General features: G+C 72.2%; 12 protein-coding genes and 2 pseudogenes. 4 read left to right on the top strand and 10 right to left on the bottom strand.

The window, feature by feature from the left end:
* Positions 1–158: 158 nt before the first annotated feature.
* The 4 genes from ACFV4G_RS20500 to ACFV4G_RS20515 are packed head-to-tail and all read right to left on the bottom strand — an operon-like array spanning position 159 to position 9,061.
* On the bottom strand, positions 159–2,882 hold the full coding sequence (locus ACFV4G_RS20500; RefSeq protein WP_380442293.1) for a pPIWI_RE module domain-containing protein: 2,724 nt from the start codon (positions 2,880–2,882) through the stop codon (positions 159–161).
* Positions 2,870–6,439: a hypothetical protein gene (locus tag ACFV4G_RS20505; protein ID WP_380442295.1), complete on the bottom strand. Its 3,570-nt coding sequence runs from the start codon at positions 6,437–6,439 to the stop codon at positions 2,870–2,872. Before ACFV4G_RS20505 ends, ACFV4G_RS20500 begins: the two co-directional genes overlap by 13 nt.
* Positions 6,432–7,487, bottom strand: coding sequence for a hypothetical protein (locus tag ACFV4G_RS20510; protein ID WP_380442297.1), 1,056 nt, complete (start codon positions 7,485–7,487; stop codon positions 6,432–6,434). Before ACFV4G_RS20510 ends, ACFV4G_RS20505 begins: the two co-directional genes overlap by 8 nt.
* The gene (locus ACFV4G_RS20515; protein ID WP_380442299.1) at positions 7,484–9,061 is read right to left on the bottom strand and encodes a PD-(D/E)XK nuclease family protein; all 1,578 of its coding nucleotides are present in this window, start codon (positions 9,059–9,061) and stop codon (positions 7,484–7,486) included. The genes ACFV4G_RS20510 and ACFV4G_RS20515 overlap by 4 nt, the downstream gene beginning before the upstream one ends.
* A gap of 90 nt (positions 9,062–9,151) precedes the next feature.
* Between ACFV4G_RS20515 and ACFV4G_RS20520 the strand changes: the two genes are divergently transcribed.
* Entirely contained in the window at positions 9,152–10,033 is an 882-nt protein-coding gene (locus ACFV4G_RS20520; RefSeq protein ID WP_380442301.1) for a serine/threonine-protein kinase, read from the top strand.
* A 30-nt stretch (positions 10,034–10,063) separates the two neighbouring features.
* Here ACFV4G_RS20520 and ACFV4G_RS20525 read toward each other — a convergent pair whose 3' ends face one another.
* Positions 10,064–12,766 (bottom strand): tetratricopeptide repeat protein, encoded by a 2,703-nt coding sequence (locus tag ACFV4G_RS20525; RefSeq protein ID WP_380442304.1) that lies wholly within the window; start codon positions 12,764–12,766, stop codon positions 10,064–10,066.
* 265 nt (positions 12,767–13,031) lie between these two features.
* Between ACFV4G_RS20525 and ACFV4G_RS20530 the strand changes: the two genes are divergently transcribed.
* Positions 13,032–13,277 (top strand): hypothetical protein, encoded by a 246-nt coding sequence (locus ACFV4G_RS20530; RefSeq protein ID WP_380442306.1) that lies wholly within the window; start codon positions 13,032–13,034, stop codon positions 13,275–13,277.
* Here ACFV4G_RS20530 and ACFV4G_RS20535 read toward each other — a convergent pair.
* Positions 13,274–14,056, bottom strand: a pseudogene (locus tag ACFV4G_RS20535) (IS5 family transposase); the annotation flags it as partial. The gene ACFV4G_RS20530 and the pseudogene ACFV4G_RS20535 overlap by 4 nt on opposite strands.
* Positions 14,057–14,068: 12 nt before the next feature.
* A complete protein-coding gene (locus ACFV4G_RS20540) occupies positions 14,069–14,875 on the bottom strand; it encodes an exodeoxyribonuclease III (RefSeq protein WP_380442308.1) in 807 nt (268 codons plus the stop codon).
* Positions 14,876–15,166: 291 nt separating this feature from the next.
* On the opposite strand from ACFV4G_RS20540, the gene ACFV4G_RS20545 reads away from it, so the two are divergent.
* A complete protein-coding gene (locus ACFV4G_RS20545; protein WP_380442310.1) occupies positions 15,167–15,955 on the top strand; it encodes a GntR family transcriptional regulator in 789 nt (262 codons plus the stop codon).
* Positions 15,956–16,059: 104 nt separating this feature from the next.
* On the opposite strand, the gene ACFV4G_RS20550 is transcribed toward ACFV4G_RS20545, so the two are convergent.
* The 3 genes from ACFV4G_RS20550 to ACFV4G_RS20560 form a co-directional block, all read right to left on the bottom strand.
* Positions 16,060–17,223, bottom strand: coding sequence for an ROK family protein (locus ACFV4G_RS20550; RefSeq protein WP_380442312.1), 1,164 nt, complete (start codon positions 17,221–17,223; stop codon positions 16,060–16,062).
* 294 nt (positions 17,224–17,517) lie between these two features.
* The gene (locus ACFV4G_RS20555; protein WP_380442314.1) at positions 17,518–17,853 is read right to left on the bottom strand and encodes a hypothetical protein; all 336 of its coding nucleotides are present in this window, start codon (positions 17,851–17,853) and stop codon (positions 17,518–17,520) included.
* Positions 17,854–17,876: 23 nt separating this feature from the next.
* Positions 17,877–19,424, bottom strand: coding sequence for a hypothetical protein (locus tag ACFV4G_RS20560; RefSeq protein ID WP_380442316.1), 1,548 nt, complete (start codon positions 19,422–19,424; stop codon positions 17,877–17,879).
* 401 nt (positions 19,425–19,825) lie between these two features.
* Between ACFV4G_RS20560 and ACFV4G_RS20565 the strand changes: the two are divergent.
* Positions 19,826–20,229: pseudogene (locus tag ACFV4G_RS20565) on the top strand (phenylacetate--CoA ligase); the annotation flags it as partial.
* Positions 20,230–20,332 lie beyond the last annotated feature (103 nt).

Here is a 20,332-nt window from a genome sequence, read left to right on the forward strand (position 1 = left end):
TCGCTTTTCGCGGAGGGTGTTTCGAGTCGGAATCATCCTAGTCAGAGATTCCGCGGAGATGGTGAGCTGAAAAATAAGTCATATAAATATTCCGCTCGGTCTGGTGCGAGGTCAGAGCGGTGGAGGCTCCGCAGGACGGAGCCTCCACCTGTGTGCCGCTATTCGGCGGTCGGATCGGCCGCGGGCACCGGCGCGAGCGGCAGGACGTACTCCTCCGCCAGCTTCGCCAGGTGGAGCGGGAGCGGCCGGGAGAGCGGATGGTACTCGTCATGGAAGCGCAGCCGGTGGGTGGCCGCCGCGACCGCAGCCGGGCGGTCCGCGGCGGCGCCGGCGCGCTCGGCCGCAGCGAGGGCCGCGGGCGAGTGGCAGCCCAGAACCGTGAGTTCCAGCGCCTGCGGGTTCCAGGCGGTGGCCGCGGGGCCGTGCGGCCAGTCCTGGTCCGGGACCAGCTTGCGGAGGTCACGGCGTACGGTCCCCGCGGTCGGAGGCTTGCCGACGGTGCTGAGGAACACCCGGTGGTCGGGGTCCGCGTCCTGCGCCACCCACAGGCCGGCTGAGAAGCCTGGCGGCTCTTCCTCGGTGGCGCCGGGCGCGTACCACTGGGGGGTCTCGCCCCGGTCGTTCCTGTCGCGCAGCAGAACGACCCGCAGGTCGGCGCCGTGCAGGGCGACGCGGACCGGCGGCCCGCCCTGGAAGGTCAACATGTCCTTCTCCAGCTGCCCGTTGTTGAGCCCGGGCCAGGTCTCGCGGAGATTCCCGCTGTTCGCCAGCAGCAACGTCGGCCGGTCGCGAACCTGGAAGAGCAGCGACCGGATCCGGCGCTCGGCCTCGTCCTGACGCTCCCTGGTGGTCGCGGCGCCTCGTCCCGACCCCGAAGAGCCGGTCCCGTCGGCGCTGTCCGCGGCGAGGCTGATCAGGAAGCTGGCGTACGGCACCCAGGCCTTGATGGCGTCGTCCCAGCCGCGTACCGGATGCGCCGTGTCGTGGGGACGGATCCGCAGGGCGACCAGCTGCCGGCCGGCCCGGCGGGTCGGCCCGTCGGCCTGGCGCCGGACCTGCCACAGCGCCAGGTACTGCAGGTCGTCCGGCAGTTCCTCGTCGAGGCGCTGTTCCGGCGGAACCACAGCGCCGAGCTGGCGCATCCCGTCGGCCAGCGCAGACCTGGCCCGCAGGTCGACGGCGGCCTCGGAGTCCTCCGGGACGACGACGAACTGGCTGACCCTGCGGGCGGCGGCGCAGCCGTGGCGCAGCGCGTGCTTCGGGTCGCTGTCGAGTTCGTGCTTGAACCGCTCCGAGCCGAGGGTCTCCACCAACGCCAGCCCCACTGGATCGATGCCGGCGCCGAGGAAGTCGGCCGTTCGGGCGGCACGGTCCCGGACGGCGGAGGACAGGACCTGGGCGCGGGATCGTCCGGGGGCGCCATCGAGCGACAGCGCAGCTCCCAGACGGCCGAGCGGGCGAGTTCGCAGCACGACGCAGAGACCGCCCACCTGCCACTCCTGAACAGCGTCCACCGGGCCGGGGCCCGCCGGGAGCCCGAGCCAGTCGCGCAGCGCGGCGACGAGTTCGTCCCGGGTCTCCTCGGTCTGCCAGAGCACATCCACCTGCAACGGGTGGCCATCGAGCGCCGCGCGCACGGCGTCACGGCGCGCGCGGACGCGCTGCCGGGTGCGCTCTTCCTGTACCTTCGGGTCCTTCGACCGGGCGGTGGGCAGGAGTACCGGTGTCGGCTTCCGATGCGCGCGTTCCAGGTCGGCCACCCGGCGGAACGCCGGAGCGAGGCCTTCCTCGACCCACTGGTCGACCAGGGACCGTTCGAGCGGCATGAGGCCGGTTCCGACCCCGTGCACGCCCATCGCGGTGCTGTGGACGACACCGGCGGCGACCCCGTCGCGGCCTGCGAGCCAGTCCGCCGGGTCGGCGATCAGGTCGGTGGGCTTCGGGTAGGCGCGCAGCACGTCGAGTTCGGGCAGCAACTCGACGAGGCTGTGCCGACGCCAGGCCGGCATGCCGAGGCGGCGGTTGAACGCCAGCGTGTTGGCGGTGAGGCGGCGGCGCGGGCCGTGGGCACCGGGCCATGGCAAAGGGGTATCGAGCAGGACGGTGGCGCCGCGGCCGGGTGGCAGCCAGACCTGCGATCCGGTCACCCACCGGCGGATCCCGTAGTCGACGTGCACGCGGAAGTGTGTCGCGAAAGGCACCGTCTGCACGGTCACGGTCACCAGCGCCGAGTAGTGCCAGGTGCGCTTTCCCCGGGTGTACTGCCGGGGAGGCCAACTGACCATCTCGACACCCTGGTCCCGGGTGACCTGCCGGAAGGACAGGTCGACGCCGCCGAGCCGAAGCGGGCGGGCGGTGAGCCTGGCCCCGATCTGCTCGGGCAGCAGGCGGTACAGGCTGCGGTCGGGGCGGGCGGTGCCGCCGTCGGTGAGCCGGGCGGCGGTGAGGTCCACGGACTCGTTCTGCCACTGCGGGTTGTGGTTGTCGATCAGTGCCAGGGCCCGGTCCAGGGCCGCCCGATGGTCGGCCACGCGTTCGTGATCGGTGTCGTCGACGGGCGGCAGCGTCATCACCCAGGACGCGAGCAGCGGGCCGACCAGTTCGGCGGGCATGTCCTGCGAGGCGTAGAACCAGGGCACCTCGGCGCTGCCGCCGGCACCCCGGCCGGTGGCGACCAGGCCCGGCGCGGTGGCGCGAAGCAGCTCGTTGAGCTTGCGTACCGGGAGGCCGACAGGCTCCTCCCGGCGGCCCCAGCGCCGTCGGTAGAGGTCGGTGAATTCGTCCCGCCACTCGTCGGGGAAGCCGATCACCCGGTAGGGCTCGACCCAGGGGTCTGCGTGCGGGTCCGGTTCGTACGCGGTGGTGCTGATCAGGCGGTGCACGCACTGTTCCTTTCGTCGTTGATGGTGCTGAGGCAGTGGTCCAGAGCCGTCCACATCGGCCGGTAGAGCGCCCGGACGATGTGGCGGTCGGCCGCGGCCACGGCGGTGCCCGCGGTGAAGTACGGCTTGAGCACGGCGTGGATGCTGTACAGGAGGCTGGTCCGCGCGGTGTCCGGTTCGTCGGACGGGCCGCCGGTGGCCAGGTTGGGCGCGAAGGCGGCATCGACGAAGGCCACGCGGGTGGGTACCGCGCCCCTGACGGACCGGCCGATAACCTGCCAGATGAGCACCAGCAGGTCCCAGGTGACCTGCAGCCGGTCGTCATCGTTCAGCCGGCTCCAGGCCAGGCTCCGCGCGAGGACGGCGTACCACCGGGAGCGGGCCTCGTCGCGGACCTTGCGAGCACCGCGGCCCAGCGTGGACTCGCTCTGCACCCAATCGTCGAAGTCCGTGCCCTCGATGGCCCGGACGATCCAGTCGTTGATCGCGTGCACGGCGAGAGCGAGGTCATCGGGGCGCGGGTTGGGCCGGGCGAGGAAGTAAACGGACCCGATGGCCGCGTGCTGATGGGCCAGGTCGAGGATGTTGTGTCCCCGTTCGACCGCCAGCAGGGGGGCCACCAGGATCTCGGCGCCGGTCGATGAGAGCGCTTCGACGTCGCCCCGGCGCAGGACGGGCGCGTGGTGCTCGTCGTCCTCCGCCCGGGTGCCGGCGTCCGGATCGTCGTCGGCGGCGAGGCGCCACACCCGACCCTTCCACCGCCGGTTGAGGGTGTGCAGGGTGTTCGCCACGACAGCGGCCTCCCCGTAGCTCCCGACCAGCAGCAGGACGTGCCGCCGGCTCTCCGGCAGGAGCTTCAGTTCCTCCTGGAGCCGGCTCGGCCCGTGGTCGTTCCTGCCGAGGACGGTGACCATCCGGCGCAGCACCTCGGCCCGTTGGTCGACGGGCTCACCGGAGAGCCGCTGCGCCTCATTGGTGGGCTCGCACCGACAGCACGACCGGCACCCGCAGTCCTCGCGGATGAACTCGAAGCGGAACTCGCTCTGTTCGGCGATCCGGTCCAGTTCCCGGGGATCCGGCTCGATGATCGCGCCGATCGGCACCTGGACGTGGTAGCGGCTGGAGCGGCCGGCCCAGCTGCTGCCGGACATCAGCAGGACGTTCGTGCCGGGACGACCGTCCACCGTCGGGAGGTCGGGCATCACCCGGAGCAGTTCCCGGCCGACCCCGCTGCACCGGAAGAAGCGCAGCTCCCCGCTGCGGATCCCGCCGGGGTCGGGTCCCTCCATCAGGAACTGGAAACCGATGACGTTGCCCATCGGGGCCTCGGGCACCATCGGGCCGTAGTCGAGCGGGCGTCGGTACATCTCGTTGAAACCCAGGTTGAGGGCTGCCGCGACGCGCGGCCACATGGCGTTGACCAGTGCGAGCCGGGGCTCCAGCGCACTCAGCAGGAGCGTGAACTCGAAGCGCGTCAGCAACAGTTCGAGCCAATCCTGCGGGTTCGACGGCAATCGGTCCCTTCGCTTGCGCCTGGTTGCTCCTCGGCCGGCGCCGGTGTTCCCACCGTTCTCGTCCGGTTCGGCGTGCGTCCTTCGGCTCAGTTGCTCGTATCGGTCACGGCCGGCGGCTGAGGGCTCCAGGAGAGGATCCAGGTCGAACAGGTGGCAGAGCACCTCCTTGAGCCGGGTCCGGGTGTTCTCGCGGTAGGTGGTGTGCAGGAGTTCGCCGAGCAGGCTGGTGAGCCGCGCGCCCTCGGGAGTGGCCGGACGCCGGTCACCGAAGGGGTTGTCCCGGAAGGCATCCAGGACCTCGGTGAGCGCGCGTCGTGGCTGCCGGTGCGGGTGCTCCGTCGTTGGCTCTGCGTTGTCGGCGGAGGTGGTCTCGCGGTCCTCCGGGAGCGGGTAGCGCTCCTCCATCAACCGGAGTTGAAGGGTCCACGCGCTGAAGTAACCAGTCCTGACCCAGGTGCGCAGGCCGTGGTTGCTGACCAGCATCGCGACCAGCCGGTCGGCCGCTGTCTGGGTGGTGTTGACGGCGGCGGACCAGTTCTCCACGTCGCGGTTGGACAGCTGGATCTGACCGCCGCCCGCCAGCTCCCTGAGCCGGTGCTGGTTGACGTCGTAGAGGAAGGACCGGCTGTCGGGCCTGTCGGCGATCAGAGGGATGGCCGGGGCGAACATCCCGTCGAGCTGCATCTGGATCCGGTCGGCTTCGTCGACGATCACCAAGTCGCTGCGTCGGCAGGCGAGTTCGAGGTACCGGATCCGCTCGTGGTTCTGTGCGTGCGGCACCTTGGAGTCGATCAGACTGGCGATGGTGGCGACCCAGACGACCGCTCTGACGAGCTCCTGGGCGCCGTGGTGACGCGGGCAGCCGGACCAGAACGGGCACGCCAGCGACTTCCGGCCCCAGGAGTCGTCCCGGGCATCGCGCCGACGGCTGGGCGCCTGCAGCCGGGTACACGGTGCTTCGCTGACGTCCAGCAGGTCGTCGGCGGGATGGCCTTCCTCGTGGCGCAGCGCGTTCACTGCGCACGAGGTGCCGAGGTAGTCGAACCCGGGGTCGTCGTGGGTGAGCAGGTTGCGTCGGCCGAGGCCGACCAGCCTCCGATGCAGCCGCTCGGCGTGCTGCTGGCGACTCGAAGCGCCGATCACCGGTGCGGCCGAGTCGGGTACGTGGGTGTTGTACAACCGGACCAGCTTGAGCTGCTCGGTCACGTCCCCGACGACTACGGTCACCCGCAGCCCCTGACGGGCCAGGTGCACGGCCAGAACGTCCCGCACGGTGCTTTTGCCGGCGCCGACGATGCCCAGCAGGTGCTGGATCCGGGCCACCTCGAACCGCTCGGATCGCTGAAATCGCCCGTCCTGGCGGGTGAAGAGGTGCACGGCCTCCAGGCGGCCGACCCAGTTCGCAGGTTGTCGCGCGTCCATGGAGGCGGCCGTGTCGAGCAGATCGGACCACTCGAAGGTGAGCGGCTCGCCCTTGTTCACCGGCGGCGCTGCCAGGTCGTGGCGCACCGGGGGCGGCAGGGTGAGGTCCGGGAGTCGGACGCTGGCCAGTTGGCGGCCGACCGGGAAGGCGTGGCGCCCGGAGCCGGCGAACGCCAGGGGCCGTCCGGCGAATACGGGAGCCGCCTGGAGGAGCCGGTCGTAGACCTCCCAACGGTCCGGGGCCACGGACAGGGAGGCGCGGCGGACGGCCGGGTGCTCCGGATCCGTGACGTCGTAGGCCCGCAGTTGGCGGTCGAGGCACTGGTACTCCTCTAGCGCCTCGGTCCAGGCCAGCCGACGGCCCCAGATCCACAAGGTGTGCCGGGCGGTGCGGAGCGTCTGCTCACCGGCCGGGTCGACCGTTCCCCAAGCCCGGGCGAACGGGTAGCCGCTGAACAGCGCCCAGGCCTCTGCGGCCGGCGCACCGGGCACGTATCTCTCCTGGAGGTGGAGCCCGATCTCGATCTCACACAGGGCCTGAAGTCGCTCCGTCCGCAGCCCGTCGGAGGCGTCCGACAGCCGGTTGAGTACCTCGGTCAGTGAATGGGCGGTGCTACGCATGACCCCTCCGGGTGCCGTCGGTCGGCTCGCTGGCGGTGAACTCGCTGACGGACCTCAGGCGCACCCGCGCGCCGGGCGGAAGCGCCAGCTCGAAGGCCTGCCGGTACACCGGGCTTCTCGTCCGGTCGTCCGGCACGACGACGTTCAACTGCCCGTCGAGCCCGGAGGCCGCCTCGGCCGCCCGCTGCGCTGCCGGTATCGGTTGCTCCCGGTCCTGGACCTGATAGTCCAGCGGCTCCCCGTTGCGGCCCGGGATCCGGTGGATGCCGAGGACCGCCAGTAGCGGAGCGGAGCGATCCCCGAGGCGGGCGCGGACCTCCAGTTCGGTGCGGCCCGGCAGAGAGAGAAAGAGCCGCAGGGCAAGGGGGAGCACCAGCGCTTTGCCGGGCTGGTGGGAGGCGTCGAGTTTGAGATCCTCCGAGAGGCAGCCGCCCTCGCACCAGCGGCCGCCGGCGGTGTCGGTCTTGGCGAGCAGGCCGCACCCGGAGCAGCAATGCACCAGCCCGTCGGCCGGGTAGTGATCGGGCACGGGACCGTAGAGGTCCTTGACCAGCCGCCAGGTGTTGGCCAGGGACGGCTGCAGCAGCTCCATCGGATCGAACCGCAGGACGACCGGTCGGCGGATCAGGAAATCACGGCACTGGGCGAACCTGGCAGGACTGCCGCAAGTGTCGGCGAGCTTGGACAGGAGGGATTGCGCTTCCTGTTCCAGGGCGCCGTGGCGGCCCAGCGAGGCCAGCTCGGCACAGGTTCGCGTCGGTTCGTCGGCGGTGGGGTGGATCAGGCGGGCGCCGGGGGTGAGGAAGTCGCGAGGGAGGAACAGCCACTCCATCGGGGCCCGTTCGCGGCACCAGGTCAGCAGTTCCGGCACGCTGCGGGGCACTGTGGTTCGACGGGTGATCGACTCCAGGACGACGCGGTCCAGGGCGAGTTGGAGGCTCGCAGGGTAGGGCAACCGAAAGGCCGACGGCCGGATGCCGGTCAGGTCGATCACGCCCCGGGCCACGGCGGCGAGCAGTTCGGTGCCCGGGGGCTCGTGCGCGGTCACGCCGAGGCCTCCGTGGTGGTCTGCCGGGGCTGCCGCGCCGAGCACCACCGGGCCACCTCGCAGCCCGCGCAGTCCGGGCCGGGGACGGCCTGGAACAGGTCCTCCGAGTGCCAGCCCGTCACCTGTTCGCGCAGCGCCGCCTCGGCGGCGGCGCGGGTGCGGGAGTCGAACGGGTCGAGTGTACGGAGGTCGACGCCACCGGGTTGGAGGAGTTCTAGTTCGACCCGGCCGCCGGCTTGCCCGTCCTGGAGCGCTCCGGTGCCGATGATCCTGACGGCCAGGGCGAGTTGAGGGTAGGAGGCGAGCGGGTCACGGCAGGCGCGGTCATTGCCGGAGGTCTTCGTCTCCCGCCAGACCCAGGCTCCTTCCAAGTCCCGGTACAGCAGGTCGGGCTCCGCCAGGACGACCAGGTCGGCCGCGGTGTCGTCGAACGCCAGCTTGGGCTCGATCCCGACCTCCGCCTCCGGACCGGCGATGCGCAGCGGGCAGACCTCGGCGTGGTGGCGCAGCAGCCGGGCGCCGAGCCGGCGCTCCTCGTCGGTGAGCTGGTAGCCCTCGGGTACCCAGTCCTCCGGGACCCCCGCCTGACACGGGGTGTATGGCCGCCGGCCGTGCCGCTCCGCGAGGAAGGCGTGAATCGCCCGTCCGCGCTCGGCGGCGGCTCCCCGCTCCTGCTTGTCGTCGACCGGGAGCCGCAGACCGCGCAGGTAGCCGCGGGCCGGGCAGCTGCGGTGCGAGCGGCCGGTGGTGGAGGACCAGGTGCGGCGCGGCCGGCTCCGGTCGGAGACCCCGAGCAGGCCGCCCGCCCGCCGGAGGGTTGGGCAGGCCGGTGCGATGGCGCACGAGGCGCAGGCCGAGCCGGGCCGGTACTCGCGACCGTCGAGCAACGCCCTTACGGCCGGGGCCCCGTGGAGCCGGTGAGCCACCACGGCTTCCAGTCGGGTCCCCTCGAAGACCCTCTGCGTCCGTCCGTCGGAGAGAGCGAACTGGACGACCCGGACCTCCTCGACCCGCGGGTCCGGCGTCCCCTCCGCCGCGACGAAGGCGGCCACGGCGCGTTCCGCGTCGGTGCGTTCTCGCAGCCGGTTGACGGGCAGCCTCAGCTCACGCAGCCGGCCGTCGGGGGACTCGAAGTAGCGCCCCCAGGCGGTGATCCGGTACTCCACGGCGCCGGAGCCGTCAGGTTCGGGCCCGCAGTGTCGGTAGATCCAGGGCTTGTGGACGGGGAGGAGCCCGGGGTCGTCCGGGAAGGCCTCGCGGTACATGCGCAGCGCGTGCGCGGTCCACTGCCGCACGCCGTCGTGCAGCGGCCGCGGCCGCCGTCGGCGCGGTTCGCTCGGCGGCGGCTCGTCCGCCGTCCGCTCGATCTCGTCGGCCGCTGCCATGAACGGGCCGTTGGTGAACGACTCCAAAGCCTCGGGCTTCCACGCGGGCCGCTCCCGGGCCCGGAGCCCGCGGGCCTTGAACACGTCGGACGCGGGACAGCGATACTGCTCCGGTCCGAACATGCCGAGGGTTATCCGGACGGCGGAGGAATCGCCGACCAGGCCTTCGGGCGGCCAACTGCCTGCCATACTGACCTCACTTTTCTGGGGCCCGGTGCGCTCGGTCGAGCGGGCCGCGGGTTTCTCTTTCCTTATGGAGCTTCTGTGTTATTTCCTGGGATGCTGCTGAACGCCCGCTATCGAGTTGTCCGGAAGCTCGGCGAGGGTGGCGAGGGGGAGATCTTCGTCGCTCGGGACATCGAAATCGGGCGTGATGTCGCCATCAAACTCCAACCCGCTCGGACGTTCGAGTCGCTTGCCACCTATGCGGATTACGGCCGGTACATCGACCAGGAATACAGACGCATGTGGGACGTCCTGGAGGTCCGGGGGATCCCGCGGATCTTCGACCGGGGCACTTTCGGCCGAAGCGACCGGCAGTTCCTCGTCATGGAACTCGTCGAAGGAGTAACAGTCGCCGAATGGATCGCCGATCACGAGCCGGTTTCGGCACTGGATGCGGTATCGGTCATCGGGCAGCTGTGCGAGATCCTCGGTCGACTGCACAGCAAGGGCTACGTCCACCGCGATGTCACACCGAACAACACGATGATCCAGTACGACGGTTGCGTGCGGCTGCTGGACGTCGGCATCTCGGTAAGGGCCGGCGGGCTCAACACCGCGCCCGGGGGAAGCCCCGGTTACGCCGCACCGGAACAGTACGACCGGGAAGCCGAACTTACCCCGCAGGTGGATGTGTTTGCCCTCGGCGCGTTGTTGTTCCGGATGGTCACCGGGCAATTGCCCTACCACCCCGTGGAGTACCCGTTCGACGGCACCGAACGGGCCTTCCCGGCCGGTCTGCGGGCCGTAATGCCGGACGCCCTCCGGAGCCTGGGGTTGGCCATGGTCTCGCTCAACCCGCTGGAGCGTCCGAGGGGGGTGGACGAGCTGTACGGCTACTTGCGGCCAATGCTTCCCGAGCTCGGGTCCGCCGCGTCCTCGAAGGTGACAAAGCCCGATCCGACCGCGTACTACCGCCGCGGTCTGTGGAGGACCTGAGCCACCGGTCTGCACCCGGCCGTCCGGCTGTCACGGCTGGGACCTCAGTCGTTCGACGGCCGCGTCGGGGTCGCCCTCGCCCAGTCCGACCAGCAGGGACCGGGCCTCGGCGACCGTCTGGGCCGCCATCAGGGGCCGCTCGGCGAGCGCGAGCGTGTCGGCGAGCCATACGAGGGTCCTGGCCTCCCGGCTCCGGTAGTGCAGCGACCGGTAGAGCCTTACCGCGCGGACGAAGGCGGACACGGCGCTCCTGAGGTCGCCGAGTGCCACATGGGTCCGGCCCAGGCTGAAGGACGCGTACGCCCGGCCGTTGACGTCGTCCGTGCTGCTCAGCAGGTTCAGCGCCCGCTGGCAGTAGTCCCGGCCGATGTCGTAACGCTGCAGGTCGTAGTGGGCGGCACCGATGCCGGCCAGCGCCGCGCCCTCGCCGAGGACGTCGTTGAGTTCCTGGAAAGCCGTGAGCGCCCGGGTGAGGTGTCCGAGCGCCTCGCCCGGCGCGCCGTTCTCCCGCAGCATGACCCCGAGGGTGTGGTGCCCGAGGGCGGTGCCGCGGAGATCCCCGCTTTCCTCGCTCAGCCTTACCGCGCTGCGCAACTCGCGGGTCGCCCGGGCCAGGTTCCCGAGACCGCGGTGGGTGCCGCCGAGCATGCGGTGGACCATGGCGACGTCCGTCGGTGCTGCGACCCGCCGGGCGGCCTCGAGGGCACCGGGCAGGTGCCGGAGGGTGTCCAGGTACCGGCCGGAGCGCCACTGGAAGGAGACGAGCACCATCGGTAGCAACCAGGTGTAATGGTCGAGTCCGCGAGCGTGGGCGGTGTCGATCAGGGCCGTCAGCGTCGAGTACTCGGCTTCGAACCAGGCCATTGCCCCGGTGACGTCCTTCGGAATGTCAACGCGGACTCCCTGCGGTTCGCCGATCGGCAGGTTGCGGGCCGGGTCCAGCCGGCGGTCGCAGGACGCGGCGTTCTGCAGCATGAACTCCAGGACGCTTTGCGCCACTTCGGCCCGCTCGGCCTCACTGCGCTGCGCTGCCAGCTCACCGGCGTAGACCCGGAGCAGGTCGTGGAGGGCGAAGCGGGAGAGGGAGGCCTCGGTCGCCAGGTTCATGCTCACGATCTCGTCGAAGGCGTTGCTGGTGCCGAGGGGGTCGTCCGGCCGGAGCGCACGAACGGCGGCCCAGCTGATCGTGGGACCCGGGTGCACCGCCAGCTGCCAGAAGAGCTCTCTCGCCACGGGCGGCAACTGTTCGTGCGAGGCGTCGAACGACAGTCGGACGCTCGTCTCCTCCGTGCCGAGGTCGAGTTGGCGCAGCCGGGTGCTGTCCTCGCGGAGGCCGCGGCTGACGTCCCCGATCGCCTGCGGCGGGCGCTTGAGGATCTGAGCGGCGGTGATCGCCAGCGCCAGGGGCATCCCGGCGCAGCACTGGACGAGGTCCTCGAGGAACGGGCGGACCAGCCTCATCCGCTGTTCGCCGAGGTGTCTGCCCAGCAACTCCGTCGCGGCGCGCCGGTTCAGCGGAGCGAGGGTTACGAGGTCGGCGCCCTGGTTGACCCACAGGCCGTGCAGCTGGCGACGGCTGGTGACGATCGCGGCACTGCTCCCCGGCCCGGGGAGGAGGTGCTGGACGTGCTGCTCGTTGCGGGCATTGTCCAGGATCAGCAGAACGGCCCGGTCCGCGAGAGCGGTGCGGTAGGCGGCGAGCATGCCGTCCCGCGTGGGGGTCGCACGCACGCCGAGGTCGTTGAGAAATCTGGCGAGCAGTTGCTCGTGGCGTTCCGGCTCGCGCGAAGAGAAGCCGCCGAGGTCGACGTAGAGGGTGCCGTCGGGGAAGTGCTGCTCGAGCTCGCCGGCCGTCCACTTCGCCAGAACCGTCTTGCCGACCCCGGGCATGCCCGAGATCACCGCGATCCGGGACCTGCCCTCGGTCCGGCCCAGCAGGGTATCGCTGATCCTGTCGACCTGGGTGTCCCGGCCGACCAGGTGGGGCGGGCGGGCCGGGAGTTGGCGGGGCGTCGTACGGGCGGGCGGGGCTTGTGCGCCCGGTGGTGCGTGAGCCGCGTCGGGGGCGAGTAGGAGGTGGACGGTGGACCGTCCGAACTGCCGTTCCCAGCTGGTCAGCAGCGGCTCGACCTCGTCCGGCCGGCCCAGGGCTTCCAGGATCCGGACTTCCAGTTCGAGTAGTGTCTCGTTGCTCGGCCAGCGTCCACGGGCCTCGCCGACGCGGTGGAGAGCGGCACGGTGCTCTCCGTACCCCAGCTCGGCACGGATGCAGTCGGCGGTCGCGTCCCGGAGCTGCATCAGGAGGGCGTCCCGCTTCCTGCGGAACCCGGTTCCGGACAGGCCTGCCAGGGGGCCGCGGTCCTGCCACTGCCCGACCGCGGTTCTGAGTTCCCGAAGCCGGACGGAAGGGTCCGCTGCGGTGGTGGCCCTGCCGTAGTGCTCCTGGAACCGGGTGTAGTCGAAGTGCCGTGGATCGACCTGGATCCGGCAGAACCCCCGACCGGTCCGCAGCGGGATGTCCGGGACAACTTGCCGTAACTGGTGGGAACACTGGCGAATTCGACCTGCGTTCGAAGCCTCGCCGGGCCAGAGGTAGCTCGTGATCTCCGCGTGTGTGACGCTGGTGTTGGCCGCCAACAGGAGCGTGGCGAGGAACTCCAGAATTTTGGGATTGACCTCCGTCGGAACTCCTCCCTGCAGGACCTCCACTGACCCCAGGATGCGAAACTCCATGCCTTCCGCCCCTTCCCCTCCCCTTTGTGGTCGGCCCGGTCGGCCGATGCGGAAAGCATGCCACGGACCATCGATCGGGGATTAACGTTCGCCTAACGCAAGCGAGTTGGCAACCTCCAGTGCTTCTGGCACGCTGCATTCACCTCGCCCCGGCTGGCGCATCGTCGGCAGCCGGGGTCCGGCCGCCCAGTGAATTCGAACGACCGGCCGAATTTCTCGAAATGAAATTCGGCGGCGCGCTGGTGTGTGCCGGAGGACGCAACGTGTGATCAAGGAGAACGTCATGATTCGGACGCAGCGCAAGCGCATCGGCCACAACGCCAACTCCCGGCCGGCGGACCATCGTCCGCCCAAGGCCACGGTGCCGCCCCGGCGCCCCCGTCGCCCCCGCCCGGCGCCGGAGCCGATCCCGAAGCCGGCCGCGGCGGTGCGGCCGGACCGGTTTTGGAAGCCGGTTTGCCCCACGGCGCACCGGGCCTTCGATGCCGAGCTGTTCGTCGACCTCGAATAGCCCGCCGTCGCGGCCTGGTCCGCCTGGCTGGGGTGACCGGGCCGGGCTACCCGGTTCGCCCCGGCGTAGCGGGTCGCCAGGCCTCGCCAGTTTTTGAGGCGGTTGATGCATCGTTCGACGGTGTTGCGCTGCGTGTAGGTCTCGCGATCGAAGGCGGGCGGTCTGCCTCGGTCGCGGCCCTTGTGCTTGCGGTTGGCGACCTGGTCCGGGCGTTGCGGGATCACCGCCCGGATCCCGCGTCGACGCAGGTGCTCGCGGGTGGCCCTGGAGGAGTAGGCGCGGTCCGCCAGGACGACAAGGGCCGAGTGCGTGGCCGACCGATCGGTCTGGGAACCCGAAGGGCGGCCATGACCGGCTCGAAGGCGGGTGCGTCATTGGACTGGCCGGGCATGAGGACGAAGCACAGTGGTCGGCGGCGACCGTCCGCGGCCAGGTGGATCGTCGTGGTCAGACCACCGCGGCAGCGTCCGATGGCATGTGGTGCGGCTCGCCGGCCGGGCCCCCTTTGACGGGCCCCGGCCGCGTGCTGGTGTGCACGGACGATGGTGGAGTCGACCGCGACGACCCAGGCCAACTCGCCCTTGGCGTCGGCCTGGGCCATCAGGGCGGTGAAGACCCTATCTCAGGTCCCGTCGATGGCCCAGTTCCGCAGCCGGGTGTAGGCCCTTCCAGGAGCCGTACTCGTCGGGCAGGTGGACCCACTGCGAGCCGGTCTGGAACCTCCAGGCGATCGCGTCGATCACCTGACGGTGATCACGCCACCGCCCACCCCGCTTCGGCGTGCGTGCAAGTCAGTCGTCGCCGAAGTCGAACTCAGCGGTGACGGGCGCGTGGTCGCTCCAGCGCTCCGCGTGGGAGGCTGCGCGCTCGACGTGGGCCTCGATGCACTTGTCTGCGATGCCCGGGCTTGTCACGATGAGGTCGATGCGCCAGCCCGAGTCGTTGTCGAAGGCGCGGCCGCGGTAGGACCACCAGGAGTAGGGGCCGGTGCGGTCGGGGTGGAGGGCGCGGACGACGTCGACGTAGCCGGCCTCGTCGTAGACGCGGGAGAGCCAGGCGCGCTCCTCGGAGAGGAAGCCGGCGGACTTCTGGTTGGCCTTCCAGTTCTTGAGGTCCTCGGGGCGGTGCGCGATGTTCCAGTCGCCGCAGACGACGACCTCGCGGCCGTCGGCGGCGGCGCGGGTGCGCAGGGCGGTGAGGTGGACGAGGAATTCCGCCATGAAGCGTTCCTTTTCGTCCTGGCGCTCGGTGCCGACCTCGCCGGAGGGGAGGTAGAGGCTCGCGACGGTGAGGCCCGGGAGGTCGATTTCCACGTACCTGCCCGAATTGTCGAATTCCTCCGATCCGAATCCGATCGCCGTCCGCTGCGGTTCCGCGCGGGACAGGACGGCGACGCCCGCCCGGCCCTTGGCGACGGACGGGGCCCAGACGGCGTGCCAGCCGTCCAGGTCCCGGAGCTCGACGGGCAGCTGGCCGGGCTCGGAGCGCACCTCCTGCAGGCAGATGACGTCCGCCTCGGTGGCGGCCAGCCACTCGATGAAGCCCTTCTTGGCGGCGGCCCGGATTCCGTTCACGTTCACACTCGTCACCACGATCACCCGGGCAGCCTACCGAGTGGATGCGTACGGCCCGCGCCGTGACGCGCGTCCGGACGTGAATGACGTGAACGCGGCATGAAGTCCCGCGACGGTCGCACCAAGCCGTGCCATTGGTCTTGACCATCTCCGCGAGATGCCCCTAGGGTCGCTTACTGCAAGGACCTTTAATAAAGAAGGACGGATAAAGGCCCGCTCTCCCACCTGCCGCAACAGCGGACAGCGGGCCCGCGATCCGCCCCTCTTCTCAGCCCGCCACTCCGGCCGGGCGGACGCGACAGGGTGGAGGACACGGTGGGGACGACAGGGCAGCTCACGTCGGTACCGGAGCCGAAGTACTGGCACCTGCGCACGGTGCTGCTCCGCGCCATCGACTCGGAGTTCTCCACCGGCCAGGTGCTGCCCAACGAGCGCGAGCTTTCCGCCCGCTTCGGTGTCGCCCGCGCGACGCTGCGCCAGGCGCTCGACCAGCTGGAGCTGGAGGGCCGCCTGGTCCGCCGCCGCGGCATCGGCACCCTGATCGCCGCCCCGCGCGTCGGCGTGCCGGTCAACCGGCAGGAGGAGGGCTGGCCCGGTGCCGGGCGCAGCCAGTCCTGGCGCACGGTGGACTGCACCACCGCCCCGGCCTCCCCGCAGCTCGCCAAGCACCTGGGCATCGCCGAGGGCGCCACCGTGCACACCGTGCGCCGGGTCCGGCTGGTCGAGGGCCGGGCGGTGGCCACCGAGTCGCTGCACGTGCCCGCCTGCGCGCTGCCGCACCTGCCGGGCTTCCGCGCCGAGAGCGACCGCGCCCGTTCGGTGCTGCGCCAGTTGGAGCGCTTGGAGGTCGACGGCGAGTCCCGCGCGGTCGAGCTGGGCGTCGCCGAGGCCGACGAGGCCGTCCTGCTGGAGCGCCCGCCGGGTTCGCCGGTGCTGGTGATGACGACCCAGTACGCCTCGGCCGGCCGCCTGGTGGCGCTGGCCGTCGCGACCTACCGCGCCGACACCTGCAAGCTCACCTTCGGTGAGGCCGGTCTCGTCGAGGTCACCCCGGTCGCGGCCTCCGCCGCCGCCTCGTCTTCCGAGGTGCGCACCGCCTCCTGAACCGTCGGCTCCTGAACCGTCGGCTCCTGAACTGCCGCCTCCTGAGCCACGGCGGCCCGCGAACCACATCGCACCACCCTCGGTCGTTCGCCCACCCGGAGGTGTCAGACCCGGGGCGGGTCGACGGCGAAGAGCTGCTCCTCGACGTGGTCCAGGGCGACGCGCAGGGCGCCCATCGCGACGACCTCCGAGCCGAGCGCGGCCAGGGCCACCTCGGGCGCGCGGAGCGTGAACTCGGCGAGCCGCTCGCGCAGCGGCTCCAGGACGCCGTCGAGCCCGGCGGCCCACCCGCCGACCACGACCAGGCGCGGGTCGATCGCGAGGACGAGGGCGGCGACGGACTGCACGAGGCGGGTCAGGAAGCGGTCCATGGCGACCTTGGCCACCTCGTCGCCCTCGCGCGCGAGCCGCAGGACGCGGGCGACGGCCGCCTCGTCGAGCGGGTTGAGGGGCTTGCCGGTGGTGGACAGGAGCCGCTCGGGGGTGACCTCCTGGCCCAGCAGGTGCAGCGCGCCGATCTCGCCGGCGGCGCCGCCGTACCCGCGGTGCAGGCGGCCGTTGATGAGCGAGCCGGCCCCGGGGCTGAGGCCGGCCATGACGAAGACGACGTCGTCGGCGCCGACCGCCGCGCCCTGCCAGTGCTCGGCGATCGCGGCGAGGTTGGCGTCGTTCTCGATCAGCACGGGGCAGCGGAAGGAGCGGCGCAGCCGCACGCCGAGGTCGAGGCCGGTCCAGCCGGGCATCGCCGTGCCGAGCCGGATGGTGCCCTCGCGGTCGACGATGCCGGGGGTGCCGATGCCGACGGCCCACAGGTTGTCGCGCGAGATGCCGGCCTTGCGCAGGACCTCGGCGACGGCGGTGCGGACGGCGGCGAGCCGGTCCTCGGCCTCCAGGGTCTCGTCGACGGGCTTGAAGTGACTGCCCAGCACCTCGCCGGTGAGGTCGGCGAGGATGACGCGGACGTCGTGCACGCCGATCTCGATGCCGAGGATGTGCCCGGCCTCGGCGCGGAAGCGGAACCAGCGGGCGGGCCGGCCGCGGCGGCCGGTGCCCGGCTGGCCGTCCTCCTTGGGCTGGTCGACCTCGGCGACGAGCCCGGTGTCGACGAGTCCCTCGATGACGCCCTCGACGGTGGGCCGGGAGAGCCCGGTCTCGCCGACGAGCTGAGTGAGGGTCACGGCGTGGCCGGCCCGCAACGCCCGGAGCGTGACCGCCGCGTTGATCCGCCGCAGCAGTGAGGAGTCCCCGCCGGTGAGCCGATCCGCCAACACGATGCCCTTCGCCGTTCGCGCGACTGCCCTGGCGCGCGGAGTCGAGTCCGCGGGGACCGCCAACGCCCCGCGGGGTTCCGCCGCCCGGATCCGAGGCCGCCGACGGCGGGAGGAGCCGCCTGCATCACGGCCGGGAGGCCTGGGCCCGTCCCCGAACTCCCGCGTGCCGGGCGGTGACGAGCCCAGGCGGATGCTACCCGGGCCCGGGGCCGACGGGCGAGGATCCTCGCAGCTCATCCCCGCTTCGGTATCGAAATGGTACGCATCGGGTGGCGGTGCGTGACCCGGGCTTCACCGCTCGACCACGAAGCGCTCACCGTGCTGCCGCCGGGGCGGGTGGGACCACGCGGCCCGGTCGTGAGCGCCGCAGAGCGAGCCGACGCCGCGCCAGGCGCCGATGGACAGGGCGGAGAGCGCGGAGCCGATCGAGCCGGCGGAGGCGAACGAGCCGATGGAACCCACGGATCCGAACGAGCCGATCGAGCCGATGGACAGGAAGGAGCCCACCGAGCCGATCGACAGGATCGACCCGACCGAGCCGATCGAGAGCAGCGAGCCGAGCGAGCCGAGCGACGCGATCGAGGCGATCGACGCGAGCGGGTCCGCGTGCCGGGAGGACCGGGCCATGTCCTCGATCCTAGTGCGGCGGCTCAGGGCACGCGGGCGACGAACAGGTGCTGGCCGAGCAGGCCCATCGGGTGCCCGTCCTCGGGCAGGGCGAGGACGGTTGCGCAGCCGGCCGCCGTCAGTGCCGCGCGCCACTCCTCGGCGGGAGCGGGCGCGGGCGCCGGCGCGGCGAGGGCGTCGGGTTCGGTGGTGACGAGGACGTCGAGCTGCTCGTCCGTCGCCGCGACGAGCAGCAGCCGGCCGCCGGGCGCCAGCAGGCGGACGAGCTCCGCGACGGTGGTGTCCGGGTCGCCGGCGCCGGCGGCGACGACGACGTCGAAGCGGCCGCCGTCGGGCAGCGGGTGGTGCTCGACGACCTGGCGGGGGCGGGCGGACAGGGCGCGGGCGATCGCGGTGTCGGTGCCGTCGCCGTCGCTGAGCTCCAGGACCCGCAGCGGCGCGGGCCCGTCGTGCGCCTCGGCCATGCCGCGGACGAGCGAGCCGAGCGCCGCGCCGAAGTACCCGCGGGCGGCGGTCCAGCGCAGCGGGGGGACGGCCGGGCGGGGCGGCTCCTGGCCGGTGATCCGGCGGGGCAGGCGCAGGGCGGCGCGCCGGACCCGGTCGAGGGCGGCGGCCTGGCCGAGCCCGTCGGCCCAGGCGTCGGCGGCCGGGCGCCAGGTCTCGCGGACCTCGGCGGCGGCGAGCGGCGGCGCGCCGACGTAGCGGTCGTCGTGCCGGGCTATCAGGCCGTGCCGGGCGAGGGCGTCGAGCCAGCGCACGACCTGGGGGCGGTAGACGGGGGTGACGACGACGGAGTCGAGGATCTCGGTCTCGGTGTGCCCGGTGGCGGGGTCGGTGAGGACGCCGTACTGCTGGAGGGTCAGCAGGAGCGAGCCGAGGACGGCGTGGTCGAGGTGTGCGCCGAAGTCGCGGACCTGCTCGGCGGTGATGCCGATGGCGTGCTTCCAGGCGGCGGTCGCGGCGGTTGCGGCGGCGGCGCGCAGCCGGTGCTCGGCGGCCTCGGCGTCGCTGTGCGGCTCGCGCAGGTGGGCGACGACGGCGCCGAGCGCGTCGACGGCGGCGTAGACGTCGTCCTGCCGGGGCTCGGGGCCGACGTGCAGGACGAGGCGCAGCGCGGACAGGTCGTGGGCGGCGAGGCCGGGCACGCGGGCGAGGCGCCAGAGCAGGTCGGAGGGCAGCGTGAGGTGGGTGGTGCCGGTGGTGGCGAGGGCGGCGAGCTGCTCCTCGGGGCGCTGGTCGGGGTCGGCGCAGTGGACGGTGCCGCCGGCCAGCAGGGTGGCGAGGGCGAGTTCGACGGCGAGGTCGGTCGCGGGGTGGAGCAGGGTGTGCCGGATGGGCTCCGGGCCGAGGACGCCCGCCCAGTGCCGCAGCCGCTGCTCGGCGGCGCGGGCGGTGCTCGCGGGCAGCGCGGAGTGTGCGGCGACCTTGGCGGCGACGGCTCCGGGCAGTCCGCCGGGCGGGGAGACGCCGAGCAGCAGGCCGATGCCGCTGATCGAGCGGCCGCCGGCGACGACGGCGGGTCGGTCGCCGAGTTCGCGCAGCGCGCTGACCAGGGCGGGGGACGTGGGCAAGGTGATCACTCCGGGTGGCAGGGGAAGCCGGACCACTGAACCATGCGGGGGAGCCGGTGGTAGCCGTATCCGGGTAAAAATTCGTAATGATTTTCATATCGGATCGTCAACTCGGCCCCGGAAATCTCGCCGTGAACGGGCCGGAACTGCGCAATCCGGATGGGCTCCGCGGAGTCGGCCCGATGTCTTGACACCCGCGGCGCGTCCTGGATTACTGGCCCTGGGGTCGCCCGGCCGAACGATCGGTCGGGGCGGCCGCGGGGGCCCGGCCGACCTGCGAAGGAGCGACGATGACCAGCAGCGCGCCCGAAGAAGCCGGGGTCCCCGAGGGAGCCGGGAGCGCCTCGCCGAGGCGCCTCGGCGAGCCCGTCCCGCCGGGGCTGCTGGACGCCGGCGAGCGGATGACGGTCGGCGAACTGCGCGCCCTCCAGCTCGACCGCCTCCGGGCCACCCTGCGGCACGCGTACGACAACGTCGAGCTGTACCGCCGCAAGTTCGACGCCGCCAGGGTCGGGCCGGGGGACTGCCGCAGCCTGGCGGACCTCGCCCGCTTCCCGTTCACCACCAAGGCCGACCTGCGCGAGGGCTACCCGTTCGGCCTGTTCGCCGTCCCGATGGACCGGGTCCGCCGGATCCACGCCTCCAGCGGCACCACCGGGCGCCCGACCGTCGTCGGCTACACCGAGAACGACCTGTCGATGTGGGCGGACGTCGTCGCCCGCTCGATCCGCGCGGCCGGCGGACGGGCCGGCCACAAGGTGCACATCGCGTACGGCTACGGGCTGTTCACCGGCGGGGGGGGGGGGGGCCCCCCCCCCCCCCGCGCGGGGGGGGGGGGGGGGGCGCCGGCGCGGGGGGGGGGGGCCGGGGCGCGGGGGGGGGGGGCGCGCGCGCGCGCGGCCGCACAA

Source organism: Kitasatospora sp. NPDC059747 (assembly GCF_042732955.1).
In the GTDB taxonomy this organism is placed as follows: Bacteria; Actinomycetota; Actinomycetes; order Streptomycetales; family Streptomycetaceae; genus Kitasatospora.

What these genes read in the sequence shown, in the direction of transcription:
- ACFV4G_RS20555 (WP_380442314.1), bottom strand. Translation starts at nt 17,853, where the DNA reads ATGGCCCGGTCCTCCCGGCACGCGGACCCGCTCGCGTCGATCGCCTCG.
- ACFV4G_RS20505 (WP_380442295.1), bottom strand. Translation starts at nt 6,439, where the DNA reads ATGCGTAGCACCGCCCATTCACTGACCGAGGTACTCAACCGGCTGTCG.
- ACFV4G_RS20525 (WP_380442304.1), bottom strand. Translation starts at nt 12,766, where the DNA reads ATGGAGTTTCGCATCCTGGGGTCAGTGGAGGTCCTGCAGGGAGGAGTT.
- ACFV4G_RS20515 (WP_380442299.1), bottom strand. Translation starts at nt 9,061, where the DNA reads ATGGCAGGCAGTTGGCCGCCCGAAGGCCTGGTCGGCGATTCCTCCGCC.
- ACFV4G_RS20520 (WP_380442301.1), top strand. Translation starts at nt 9,152, where the DNA reads ATGCTGCTGAACGCCCGCTATCGAGTTGTCCGGAAGCTCGGCGAGGGT.